At 61.7% G+C, this 12297-nt stretch carries 14 protein-coding genes; 6 read left to right on the forward strand and 8 right to left on the reverse strand.

What is annotated here, in order from left to right; genetic code table 11:
* Positions 1-347 precede the first annotated feature (347 nt).
* Positions 348-596: a DUF6074 family protein gene (locus AC4FWB_RS33330; RefSeq protein ID WP_491030471.1), complete on the reverse strand. Its 249-nt coding sequence runs from the start codon at positions 594-596 to the stop codon at positions 348-350.
* 413 nt (positions 597-1009) lie between these two features.
* Between AC4FWB_RS33330 and AC4FWB_RS33335 the strand changes: the two genes are divergently transcribed.
* Positions 1010-1261, forward strand: coding sequence for a helix-turn-helix domain-containing protein (locus AC4FWB_RS33335; protein WP_491030472.1), 252 nt, complete (start codon positions 1010-1012; stop codon positions 1259-1261).
* A gap of 392 nt (positions 1262-1653) precedes the next feature.
* Here AC4FWB_RS33335 and AC4FWB_RS33340 read toward each other — a convergent pair whose 3' ends face one another.
* The 7 genes from AC4FWB_RS33340 to panB all read right to left on the reverse strand — a co-directional run bounded on the left by AC4FWB_RS33340 (position 1654) and on the right by panB (position 7041).
* Positions 1654-2628 (reverse strand): hypothetical protein, encoded by a 975-nt coding sequence (locus AC4FWB_RS33340; protein ID WP_491030484.1) that lies wholly within the window; start codon positions 2626-2628, stop codon positions 1654-1656.
* Positions 2629-2826: 198 nt separating this feature from the next.
* Positions 2827-3393, reverse strand: a complete 567-nt coding sequence (locus AC4FWB_RS33345) for a DUF2285 domain-containing protein (RefSeq protein ID WP_491030473.1) — start codon at positions 3391-3393, stop codon at positions 2827-2829.
* The gene (locus AC4FWB_RS33350) at positions 3296-3670 is read right to left on the reverse strand and encodes a transcriptional regulator domain-containing protein (protein WP_491030474.1); all 375 of its coding nucleotides are present in this window, start codon (positions 3668-3670) and stop codon (positions 3296-3298) included. Before AC4FWB_RS33350 ends, AC4FWB_RS33345 begins: the two co-directional genes overlap by 98 nt.
* 22 nt (positions 3671-3692) lie before the next feature.
* Entirely contained in the window at positions 3693-4325 is a 633-nt protein-coding gene (locus tag AC4FWB_RS33355; RefSeq protein WP_491030475.1) for an acyl-homoserine-lactone synthase, read from the reverse strand.
* Between the two features lie 95 nt (positions 4326-4420).
* Positions 4421-5146, reverse strand: a complete 726-nt coding sequence (locus AC4FWB_RS33360; protein ID WP_491030476.1) for a LuxR family transcriptional regulator — start codon at positions 5144-5146, stop codon at positions 4421-4423.
* A 174-nt stretch (positions 5147-5320) separates the two neighbouring features.
* A complete protein-coding gene (gene panC, locus AC4FWB_RS33365) occupies positions 5321-6184 on the reverse strand; it encodes a pantoate--beta-alanine ligase (RefSeq protein WP_491030477.1) in 864 nt (287 codons plus the stop codon).
* Positions 6181-7041: a 3-methyl-2-oxobutanoate hydroxymethyltransferase gene (panB, locus tag AC4FWB_RS33370; protein ID WP_491030478.1), complete on the reverse strand. Its 861-nt coding sequence runs from the start codon at positions 7039-7041 to the stop codon at positions 6181-6183. Before panB ends, panC begins: the two co-directional genes overlap by 4 nt.
* A gap of 173 nt (positions 7042-7214) precedes the next feature.
* Here panB and AC4FWB_RS33375 point away from each other — a divergent pair, with 173 nt between their 5' ends.
* The 5 genes from AC4FWB_RS33375 to AC4FWB_RS33395 form a co-directional block, all read left to right on the forward strand.
* On the forward strand, positions 7215-8183 hold the full coding sequence (locus AC4FWB_RS33375) for an NUDIX hydrolase (RefSeq protein WP_491030479.1): 969 nt from the start codon (positions 7215-7217) through the stop codon (positions 8181-8183).
* 64 nt (positions 8184-8247) lie between these two features.
* Positions 8248-9222: a quinolinate synthase NadA gene (gene nadA, locus AC4FWB_RS33380; RefSeq protein ID WP_491030480.1), complete on the forward strand. Its 975-nt coding sequence runs from the start codon at positions 8248-8250 to the stop codon at positions 9220-9222.
* Positions 9219-10760 carry an L-aspartate oxidase gene (locus AC4FWB_RS33385; protein WP_491030481.1) on the forward strand — a complete coding sequence of 514 codons (1542 nt, stop codon included), beginning with the start codon at positions 9219-9221 and terminating at the stop codon, positions 10758-10760. The genes nadA and AC4FWB_RS33385 overlap by 4 nt, the downstream gene beginning before the upstream one ends.
* Positions 10760-11611 carry a carboxylating nicotinate-nucleotide diphosphorylase gene (nadC, locus tag AC4FWB_RS33390; RefSeq protein WP_491030482.1) on the forward strand — a complete coding sequence of 284 codons (852 nt, stop codon included), beginning with the start codon at positions 10760-10762 and terminating at the stop codon, positions 11609-11611. The genes AC4FWB_RS33385 and nadC overlap by 1 nt, the downstream gene beginning before the upstream one ends.
* Positions 11612-11765: 154 nt before the next feature.
* The coding region (locus AC4FWB_RS33395; protein ID WP_491030483.1) for a radical SAM protein at positions 11766-12297 on the forward strand (532 nt) is incomplete at its 3' end.

Raw genomic sequence — 12297 nt, forward strand, 5'->3', positions numbered from 1 at the left:
GGCCGCCGCCGCTGGACGGAAACTCCGGTCGGGCTACGCCCTCCCTACGTTCCCGCCCAGCGGCGTTCTCATCCTGATTGACGCTGCACTCTCACCTTGATCGCCGCGCCGCAGCCGGCGCACGCCACTCACGAAGAGCGCCTCCCTTTTCGTGGTTTCGACACCCATAGTCAACCCAGCAGCGTCCCGGTGCCCGCTGTGCTGTTGCAACAGCGGTGCGCGATGCCGGCCGTGCCGGCCGATTGTGCCTGTTGTGTTGGATCGCTCTCGCCGGCCAACCGCGAGCTCCAGCCAGTATCGCCTTGCCGAGCGCGCCGTCGGCAATCCTTTGTCGCGAGCCGATGCAATCAGGCAACTGTCGCAGCACTCCGGGTGGCTATATCGGCTAGGACAGCATGAAGAAGCGTTCCAACTTCCTGTTCGGCGAGCCTGGGTGCAATTCCTGATTCGGACAGTTGAACGAGAATTTGCTTGGCGGTGTTGCGCCAGAAGGCATTCGCGTCCTCCCCGTTCTTGGATTCCAGGATCCGGGCGATACCTTCGACCAACTTCCGCCGCCGATGCAGCGGAAACGCATTTACGTTTGAATCACACATGATCACCTCACCCGTTCGGTCTGCCAATAAGCATTGGCGGCCAAGAAAATCTGGTTAACAGCGGTTTCTTTGACGGCGGACAGCAATGGAAAAGCTGGGCTCGGGAGACGGTGCCGCGAATAGCCGCTGGACACGGCGGGATGAGTGCAGGCCATCAGTGATGATGAGCCGCTGGCCATAGGGAGTGATGCAGGTACGGCCAACAGGCCATCTTAGGGCAGGCAGGTTCTTGGACTTGATCAGAACCAAGTGAACGGCCATATCCCGATCTGGCTGCCAATTTCAGGTGGCCCATTCCATGGACGAGGCCGACCGGGCCTATTCGACGTCGGTTTTATTGAATTGCTGGGAGCGCCAAGTCGGGAAGAAGTGGCCCGATTTATCGGTCGCCCTTCGTCTTCTTGGAGGTGTCTATGAAGGGTTCGCGCATTCCCGAGCCGGTGTTGATGGCTATGTCAGAGGGAACCCACATCATTCGCGCTTTTCGTGAACACCTTGGATATTCGATCGAGGACCTGGCGGTGACGAGTGGACTAGCCGCTGAGGAAATCCAAAACATCGAGTCGGGTCTGAGGTACAACAAGGGCTATCGGGACCGCATCGTGAGATCGCTGTCCCTACCTGTGGGAATTCTTGAGGAGGCGGACCTATTGGGGGCTGGGTGATCGCCTGGTTGAGCGCCTCCGAATCGTCTCTGGCAGCCCGATCTCAAGTCGGGACCGCCTTCGAGGGAAGCCAGGCTAGTTGTTGCAGGCTGACCCAGGTCCAAATCACAAACTCGCGCAAGAGCCGATCTCTGGACAGAGGTTTTGTCAACTCTCCACAAAGCGCAGAAAACCCGGAGCTTTTATCAGACGATTGAGCTTCGTGGCGCCGTCCGTCCTAGGCGCGTCGTTCGCGAGGTGGACTGCGTAGGCATGAGAAATAGTGCAACGGCACCATGCGGCGGAAGACGCCGACCGTGGACGCCGATTGTTCCGGGATGGGGCCGTTGCTTATTTGCCCACGAGGCACTGGTCTTCGGTCTGGGAAAAGCTGTTTCGGGACTTCTTCGAAATCAGCGAATAACAGGCTCGCCGTGGAAGCGTCGGCGCGAGGGCGGCGAAACGCCGAAGCCGACTTCCATCATCAGCCGGGGCGTTTGCGCCGGCACGGTGCCCATGTGGAAGCCGAATGGATCCTCGACGAAGCCAAGCCCCGCCTCTCCGGTAAGAGTCACGGGGCTTTGCTCGCCATAGACGTCCAGAACGTCTTGTGCAGGGTGGCCGACGAGAAGCGTCAGCTGGTGCTTGAGCGCGCGGCGCCTGTGGCTGCCGCGGACGTAGACATGCGGACCGGTGCCCTCGTCGACCGGCAGCAGGTAGAAGAAGAACTTCAACATTCGCCAGTCGTCGAGGTCGAAGTGGTATTTGCCGAGCGATGCCAGGTTCTTGTCGGCGTCGGAGGCCTGGCCGGTGGGGAAGCTCCACCAGACCCGCGTGGTGATCAGTTTCGCCTGGCCGCCGAGATAGTGTGCAGCGATATCCATGAGCAGCGGGTCGTTTTGGATAGCGAGTGCCGCCTTGCAGCCGAGAATGCGCTCGAAATAGTGGCCGCTGAGCAACGGACGGCCGAACCGAGCCTCGGCCTGCGCATGCTCGGTCGGCATGAATTCGAGACGGCGATCGAAATTGCCAAAGCAAGGTGTGCACCGGACGAAAGCTGCGATTTCCTCATGGATAGATTTCGGCAAAACGAGTCCGGAAAAAAGCCCATCCGACCGCAGGGCATCGACAACGTCCTGGCGATTGACACCGACAAACATTGTGTCCTGGGCTTTCTGCGACGCTCGAACAGGCTTTGCACCACGCCAGTGCATTCTCCGTGCCGGCATGGTGCGGGCGAGCACGAACATCGGCAGCCACGCTGGGTTCTCGCGAAGATCCGACAGATAGGTCGGAATGCGTACGGCGATGCGACGTAGCATACTGCCATTTCGCGCGATCGCCTCGAGGCTTGCAGCGTCGGCTTTGTCGGTATTCGTAACGGTCATCAGGATCCTCAGGTATGAATGCACTATCGACGAAGCATTAGTTCTGACTGCTTCGTCCCGTATTACCCAAGCCCGATTCCCGCAGCGGTAGAACGCTAACCGCGCGTCAACTTTTGTGCAACGCACAATTACCTCACCGGCAAATGCGGTTAGGTCACTGCGCGCTGTCGAATAAACCTTGCGAAGCTGTCACAGTGGCTACATCAGAAACTGTCGATAGCCCCCGCCCATCAGGTAGCGGCCACGTTGGATGGCGCGGCGCACTCGATCGCGAAGATGGCCGCCCGGATGAGCCCAGTCTTCTTCGACACGCCCTCGCCCGAACAGGGCAATGGCGATCTCCTGATGGGATGCTCCCGCAAGCGAGCCATCCAAAGCCTGGAGCACGATACGCAGGCGTCCCCCGCGGGGTTCCGGCGGAAAGCAAGCGGTTGCCAGGCGGCCGCTACCCTTGATGCCATTGAGGAACTGAAGGGCAGCGACATGGAACTTCAAGTGCCGCGGCGGCACGATTGCGTCCACATATAGCCGCAACGGGCGCAGAACGGAGGCGCCGGAAACGGCGATCTGCAGAGCCCGGCAGTCCTGCCTCAGCAGCACGTGCTGCACACCGGCTGGCGTCAGCAGGATGTCCTTCCCACATGAGAGCGAAGGAAGATCAAGCGGTTCAAAATCGTGGTCGAGCGCAGCCGGCTCCGCGCCCGCTCGCAGGACGCGGGCGCAGTCGCGCGGATCCCAAAAGACCATTGCCGACGTGGCATCCAATTGCGGCTCGTCGGCGAAAAAGGAGGCTCCATTGGCTGAGGAAAAATGGTCCTGTCGTCAGCTCGATTATGTTCGTATCGGCGCGGGTCGCGACAATGGAGGCGGGCGGTGCCATTTTGGCGTGGTCGCGCTGGAACTGCGGATTGCGCCGAAGAAATTCCCAGGCCCAGCCAGTACGCGGCAATCGCCTGGCATAATGGTAGGTTTCGTGACGACGCCAGTCCGGCCAGCATGAGCGAGCGACCGTGGCATACTTGAGCAGACGTGCATTCGTCACGGCTCAGGCGTCCGCAATCGCGCTATGCCGAAAGGCCTAGAACCGGTTTCCACAGGACCGGTCCGCTCAGACGCCCTCTGTAGCGGATGCGCAAAAGGCTCGTGTGGGAAATCTCGAGAAATCCGGCCACCGCCTGCGTTTTGCCGACGGGCTTGGGTTGTCCGATGCGTGACAACGGCCACGTTGCGAGGCGAAGGATCCGTTCCATGCGCGTATCGGTCACCGTTACGATCCGGGTGAGATCATTGGCCAAGCCGAACTCCATCATGCCGGCGAAGAGCTCGTAGGTTGCTTGGGCCAGCCCGCCGGCTGCCTTGGGCGCGGACGCAGGAAGATCGAGCGCGAAACGACTGCTCTCCCATATGTCGGGGGTCGAGGGCACAACGTCAGCACCCAGCAGCACCGGGAATGTGTCGCGCAACATTGTGGGTCCGGTGCTGGGCAAAAGACGCACGCAACCGCGAATTCGCCAATCGGATCCCTTGAGAAGCAGATAGACGGGCATCTGGCCATCAAATGCGTCGGTTTCCATTTGGTCTTGGGCGTCAACTTCCCAATCGAGCCTTTCCTTGAACACCCGATACCTGAGCCCGTGCATCTCTTTGAGCTCGCTTGCGAACTCGCCGTAAAAGTCCGGTGTTATCAGCTGCATCATGGTCGCGCCTCCGTGCGGGATGTGTTCCCGCCATCGAAGGGCAAAGCTGACAGGGATTCAGCCTGTAGAGGTTTACAGCTATCGTGGCAGAAGAATTAAGATCTCGCCCGGCCAGAGGCAGCCAGCCGCGCAACGGCCTGGTTGGTCGTTCGAACGCCAAGCTTTGCTTTGGCGTTTTCCTGGTGGAAGGTCACGGTGCGCTTCGAGACGCCGAGTAGCTGGCTGATATCCCAAGCCGACTTGCCGCGCGCCGCCCATTTCAGGCATTCGAACTCCCGCGGGGTGAGCGTTACACCGTCCACCACGCGATCGTCGGCGAGCCTGTGCCTGACATGGATGTGAAAGTTGATGGCCATCAGTTGCAGTGCTTTTTCGTAACGTGCCAATGACTGCAAGAGAGGCGGACGGGACTCGTCCGAAGCAAAGGTCAGGGCAGCAAACCGGCCGCGATGATCATGCATGGACATCGTCAACCCGCCGCGGATGCCAATCTCAGCCGCACTCTCCAGAATTTGTTGCTGCGAAGTCGGCAAATACTGCCGGCCGCGCTCCACACCCCAATCAAAGGTATCCCAGCCCTGCAGCCCGCGCAGGATGACCGGATCAAGATCGTGGTAGCGCTGTTGCAGATAACGTGATGTCCAGGATGAAGGGTAATTTGAGATCAATCGCGGGGCGTCGCCGGAGACCGACGGGTAAGTGAAATAGGCAAAGAGCGGAAAGTCGAAGCCGGCGGCGGCGGACGCCATGGCCTCACGCAGATCGACAGTATCAACACTCGCAGACAGTTGCTCGACGAAGTTTTCAAATACGCGATGCATTTGCGCTTTGCGTGACCTCCGTGAATCTCGCTCGATACCAAGGCATAGCCTTGGACTAAACGACCCCGCACCGATGCAATGCGCGCGACCTTTTCACCATCATCACCGCCATTGCGTCCAGCCCTACCTTGAAGAAGCCTCTTTGCGGAGCGCTATGCAACGCCGAGAACCTCGTTAATCCGTTGAACCAACCGGTGATATTGTGACGTTGTCGATGAGCCTTGTACCGCCAAGCCAGGCCGCGACGAGCAAGCGTGCCGGTCGCTCAAGGCTTGTCGTCGGTCGCAGATCTGCCTCGTCGCGGAGTTCCAAGTATTCGACCTCGCGATAGCCTGCAGCCAGAATTGCTGCGCGCGCTTCGGCAAGCGTTGGCAGGACGGGCGAGCCGCGGGCAAGCCGCTCAGCCGTCTCGAGCAAGACCGATGGCAGCTTGGCGGCAATAGCGCGCTCGGCTGGCGAGAGCCGGACATTGCGCGATGACAGTGCAAGACCGTCGGCTTCGCGGATGGTCGGACAGGCAACGATGGTAATTGGAATGTCAAGGTCCCGGACCATGCGCCTGACGAGCTGAAGCTGCTGAAAGTCCTTTTCGCCAAAGAAGCCGAAATCAGCGCCTGTCTGCAGGAAGAGCTTGGCCACGACAGTCGCCACGCCATCGAAATGGCCCGGCCGGAAGGCGCCGCACAGGCCCTCGCTGATGCCGGACACCGAAACGGTCGTGGCGAAGCCCGCCGGATACATCTCCTCGCCATGCGGCACATAGAGCAGATGCGCTCCCAGCGGCACGAGCTTTGCGGAATCCTCGTTTTCCGTGCGGGGATAGGCGGCAAGGTCGGCGGCACTGTTGAACTGCTTCGGGTTGACGAACAGCGTCACGATCACACGATCTGCCGTCTGGAGCGCGGCACGCACGAGGCTCAAATGCCCCTCATGCAAGGCCCCCATGGTCGGCACGACGGCAACGCTGGCGCCATCCCGGCGCCATCCAGCGACCATCTGGCGAAGTCCGGCAACAGTCCTGACAATCGGCACGCTCATGCCGCTCCTCCCATTCCTGTGGGGCCGGCGTCTGCGCCCTTGGGCGCGTCGGCAAAAACGTGCTCGGCGGCAGGGAAGCGCCGACTGCGCACCTCGTCCGCATAGGTCGCGATCGCGGCACCGGCCTGGTCGCCGAGCTCTGCGTAGCGCTTGACGAATTTCGGCCTGAACGAGGAGAACAGGCCGAGCATGTCCTCACTCACCAGGATCTGGCCGTCGCAGGCCGGTGAGGCGCCGATGCCGATGGTGGGGATTTCGATCTCACTGGTGATCTGCCGCGCGAGCTGCTCTGGTACCTTTTCAAGCACGACTGAAAAGGCGCCGGCTTGCGCTACCGATAGCGCGTCGCGCCTGATCCGCTCCGCGTCCTCTCCCCTGCCCTGCACGCGGTAACCACCCAAAGCGTTGACTGCCTGCGGCGTCAGGCCGATATGGGCCATGACAGGAATGCCACGAGCCGCGAGGAATTGGATAGTAGCGGCCATCGCCTCGCCGCCCTCCAGCTTGACAGCCGCGCAGCCGGTCTCGGCCATCAGGCGAGCCGCGTTGCGGAACGCCTGCTCGGGACTTTCCTCATAGGAACCGAACGGCAGGTCAATGACCATCAGCGCCTGCTCCAGGCCACAACGCACCGCCTTGCCGTGCATGATCATCATGTCGAGCGTGACGCCGAGCGTCGACGGCAGGCCGTGCAGCACCATGCCGACGCTGTCGCCGACAAGAACGATGTCGCAATGTCGATCGACCAGCTTTGCAATCGGCGTCGTATAGGCCGTCAGGCAGACGAGCGGGACGCCGCCCCTACGCGCCCGAATATCGGTCGGTGTAATCGCCTTTGAATCGCCAGCTGTGCTCAAGGCATGCCTCCTTCCCCAGCGTTACCCACCGCAGGTGTCGCGTTTGGCACGTTTTTGTGCAAGTGCGAAGAGCTAAAAAATGGCCGTGCAGCTGCGCGGTGTTGACGTGCAGACAACCGCGCTTAAACTAAATCGATTAAGGCGCCCAGCGCCTGCCAAACCACTTCGCGAACATGGACAATCAGGCAAAAGGAACCAGGAAAGACCGAACCGCCGTCAAAGCCGGCGAAGCCAAAGTGGACCTGATCGCCTTTGTCGTCGCCGTAAGCGGTAATGAACCCTGTGTCCTCACCATCGGGCAGGCCGACACACTGCCTTCCGGACCATTTGCGCTTGAGCACCGATCGCTGCAATCCGGGTTGAGGGGGTGGGTCGAGCAGCAGACCGGCCACCCGCTGGGCTACATCGAGCAACTCTACACCTTCGCCGATCGAGACCGCGTCGGCGCCGAGCGCCGGCAGCGTGCCATCTCCATCAGCTATCTCGCATTGACCCGGAAGGAACAGGCAGCGGGCTCACCCAAGTGCGGCTGGCGAAGCTGGTATGAATATTTTCCATGGGAGGACCACCGCTCCGGCACACCGCCAGTGGTGCTGGACGTCCTGCGACCGCGCCTGATTGAATGGGCAGACAGCGTCGGCGACGCGGCCATGCGACGCGAACGTCGGCAGCGGGCGGCGATGGCGTTCGGCTTCGACGACCGCCATTGGAACGAAGAACTCACGCTTCAGCGCTATGAGTTGGTCTACGAAGCAGGGCTGGTCCAAGAGGCCGCAAGCGGACGCGATGCGACGTCGCGTTCGCTGGTGCCCAGCAAGTCCATGGTCGCCGATCATCGCCGCATCGTGGCGACGGGCATTGCGCGACTGCGCTCCAAGATCAAATATCGGCCGGTCGTCTTTGAGCTGATGCCGCAGTCTTTTACGCTGCTACAGCTGCAACGAACCGTCGAAGCGCTCGCCGGCAGGCTGATCAACAAGCCGAACTTTCGTCGCCTCATAGAGCAGCAGGAACTGGTCGAGGAGACTGGCGAGACTTCTGTCGACACAGGCGGGCGACCGGCAAGGCTTTATCGCTTCCGGCACGCGGTCCTCGACGAAACGGCGATGGTCGGCACAAAATTGCCGGTCGCGCGGGGTTGACACGCTTGTAGTCAACATAGATATATGCCCCTTATAATCAAATGGATTATAATGGGAGGCGCCGATGAGCGGGGCGTTACCTTCGGCCGCGTCTCTGTATCGGCGCGTCTGGCGCGTCATCCCACCGGGGGAATGGGCGGCTTTCAGCGATGACATCGAGGCCATTCTGACGCTCAAGCGCGAACGCAATGCCGTCATCCTGGCCCACAACTATCAAACACCCGAGATCTTCCACTGCGTGGCCGACATCGTCGGCGACAGTTTGGCGCTGGCCCGCAAGGCTATGACGGTCGAGGCGCAAGTGATCGTGCTGGCCGGCGTGCATTTCATGGCCGAAACGGCCAAGCTCCTAAATCCGGACAAGACGGTCCTCATTCCGGATCTCGGCGCCGGTTGCTCGCTGGCTGATTCGATCACGGCACAAGACGTGCGCTTGTTGCGCCAGCGTTATCCCGGCGTGCCGATTGTCACCTATGTCAACACGTCGGCCGAAGTGAAAGCCGAGTCGGATATCTGCTGTACATCGGGCAACGCCAAGGCGGTTGTCGAATCCCTTGGCGTCCCCCGGGTGATAATGTTGCCGGACGAATATCTGGCCCACAATATCGCCGCCCAGACCGACGTCGAGATCATCGCCTGGAACGGCCATTGCGAGGTGCATGAGCGCTTCACGCCGGCCGATATCCGCGAGTTGCGCGAAAACCATCCCGGCGTGACGGTGCTGGCCCATCCCGAATGCCCGCCCGACGTGGTGGCCGAAGCCGATTTTTCCGGCTCGACCACAGCCATGTCCGACTATGTCGAAAGGCAAAAGCCGCCACGTGTCGTACTGATGACGGAATGCTCGATGAGCGACAACGTGGCGCTAGCGCACCCCGAGGTGGAGTTCATCCGGCCTTGCAATCTGTGCCCGCACATGAAGCGGATCACCCTTCGCAACATCCGCGCGGCGCTCGAGCAGAACCATCATGTCGTCACCGTCGAGCCCGGAATCGCCGGGCGCGCGCGGCTTGCAGTCGAACGGATGCTGGCAATTTGAGCGCCGATGTCCGCAGCTTCTTCGGGCGACCCATCATCATCGGCGGCGGCATCGCCGGATTGATGACCGCGCTTCAATTGACGCCGGAGCCGGTGCTCCTTTTGTCCAGGACGCTACTGGGAGCTGACACTTCGAGTACCTCGGCTCAAGGGGGGCTGGCTGCGAGTTTCGGCCAAGACGACCATCCGACACTGCACCTGGCTGATACGCTCGCAGCCGGCGACGGGCTTTGCGACACGGATATGGCGAGCCGCATCCTTCAGGCCGCGCCTAGCGCGATCGAGGGGCTTGCGCGCTTTGGGATTCGCTTCGACCGTACCCTAAAAGGATCGTTGTGCCTCGGATTGGAGGCTGCACACAGCCGACGTCGCATCGTTCATGCTGATGGCGACGGCAGCGGGCGTGAGATCATGCGTGCGCTGATTGCGGCCGTACGCTCCACTGCCTCGATTGTTGTCGTGGAGGGCGTGGAAGCGCGCCGACTAGCGGTCAGGGACAACGCGATCCGAGGCGTCTGGGCGAGCTGTGCGTTAGGACCTGTCTTCTTCGGCTCACGGCGGGTCGTCCTTGCCACCGGCGGGATCGGCGGGCTCTTTCTGGACACCACCAATCCTGCGGGCAGTTGCGGACAGGGCCTGGCACTGGCGGCCCGCGCGGGAGCTGTCCTTGCTGACCTGGAGTTCATACAGTTCCACCCGACCGCGCTTGACGGCCCCGAACGCCCCATGGCGCTGGTCAGCGAGGCCGTCCGCGGCGAAGGTGCAACGCTGATCGACGAGACAGGCCGGCGCTTCCTCGATGGCGTGCCGGGCGCCGAACTCGCGCCCCGTGACGTGCTGGCACGCGCAGTCTGGAGCCATCTGGCAGGTGGTCATCAGGTCTTCCTCGACGCGCGCCAACGGCCTGGCCCGGAATTTCTTCGACACTTCCCGACAATCGCATCTGCCTGTCGTGGCGCCGGCATTGATCCCGTGCGCGATCTCATCCCCATTCGTCCTGCCCAGCACTATCACATGGGTGGCGTCGCCGTGGACGGCTCGGGCAGGACCTCGGTCAAGGGGTTGTGGGCCTGTGGCGAAGCTGCCTCGACCGGACTGCACGGCGCCAACAGGCTCGCCAGCAATTCCTTGACCGAGGCCGTCGTATGCGCGCGCTGGGTCGCTGAAAGCGTAGCCGGAACGCCTGCTCGCAGAACAAAGCCAGTGTTTGCGGACGACTACCCATCGCCCGATCCGGTGCCCGCGCGTCCCGTCGTGTCGGGCGCACTCGGTATCGTGCGCAATGGCGAAGCTTTGAAGGCAGCCGCACAGGCGTTGTTGCCGCTGGCTGAACGCGAGGACGCGGCATCGGATCCGGCGGCTGTCGGTCTGATGCTTGCTATTTCCGCCTTGCGGCGCCGAGAGAGCCGCGGCGCTCATTACCGCGAGGACTTTCCCCATCATGCGGCCGTTGCGCGTCGTTCCGAGATCACCCTCGAAGCTGCCCTCGCCGCGGCTCGGGAACTGGCGCACTCGCCAACGCTGGAAAGTGCCACCTGATGAGCCTGTCACCACTTCCCGCAATCATGCTCGAGCCGCTGGTGCGGTCAGCCCTTCTTGAAGACCTGGGCAGAGCCGGTGACCTCACCACCGAGGCGACCGTAGCGAAGTATCATCACGCCACGACCGTGCTGGCCGCACGCCAGCCCGGGGTTGTCGCCGGTCTCGATCTGGTGAGCCTCGCGTTCAGGTTGATCGACCAAAATATCAAGATAGATGTGAACCGAGCAGACGGCAGCAAAGTTGGGCAAGGGGAGATAATTGCATCGGTAAGTGGCTCGACCCGGGCCATTCTCACCGCTGAACGGACGGCGCTGAATTTCTTGTGCCACTTGAGCGGCATTGCCACGGCAACCGCTTCGATTGTCGCAGCGGTTTGCGAGCACCGCGCCAAGATCACCTGCACTCGCAAGACGACGCCCGGGTTGCGGGCTGTCGAAAAATACGCCGTGCGCGCTGGCGGCGGCGCCAATCACCGCTTCGGCCTCGACGACGCCGTCCTGATCAAGGACAACCACATCGCGGTTGCTGGCGGAATCCGCCCCGCCATCAAGCGCGCGCGAGAGAGCGTCGGCCATCTCGTCAAGATCGAAGTCGAGGTCGACACCCTGGCCCAGTTGGAAGAAGCCCTCTCGCTCGCCCCAGACGCTGTCCTGCTCGACAACATGTCGCTCGATAAGCTTCGTCAGGCGGTGACCATGGTTGCCAGCCGGGCGATCACGGAGGCGTCGGGCCGGATCACTGCCACGACAGCGCCAGCCATCGCGGCCACAGGCATCGATCTTATCTCCATCGGCTGGCTGACCCATAGCGCGCCAATTCTCGACATCGGACTGGACTATTACGCGTGACCCGCCAACGAAACGGTCGGGGATCGAAGTTTCACTCAACCGGCATGAATCAGACGAAGAAGCCAGGGCAAGCAAAGAGCCAAGAAACAGGACGGATATGCACGACACAAATCCGACTAAGACGATGCCACGGACGCAATGCGCTGATGGCGGGATGTGGTCCCTGGAGAAGGCTCGGGCACTTCACGACGCACCCTTCAACAATCTGCTCTTCCTGGCACAAACCGTTCACCGCCAGAATTTCGATCCCAACAAGGTGCAGCTCAGCCGGCTGCTCAGCATCAAGACCGGTGGCTGCCCGGAGGATTGCGGCTATTGCAGCCAGTCGGCGCATCACGAAACCGGGCTCAAGGCCTCGAAACTGATGGAGGTCAAGCGCGTCATCGCCGAGGCGACCAAGGCGCGCGACGCCGGCGCCACCCGCTATTGCATGGGTGCTGCCTGGCGCAACCCCAAGCCGCGCGACATGGATGCGGTGGTCGCCATGGTCGAAGGCGTCAAGGCGCTCGGCATGGAGACCTGCATGACGCTCGGCATGCTCGATCTCGAGCAGGCCGGGCGACTGAAGCAGGCGGGGCTCGACTACTACAACCACAACATCGACACGTCGGAGCGCTATTACAGCGAGGTCATCAGCACGCGCAGCTTTGCCGATCGGCTGGATACGCTGGAGAACGTTCGCCTGT

The sequence above is a fragment of the Mesorhizobium sp. LEGMi-168a genome (assembly GCF_058312955.1).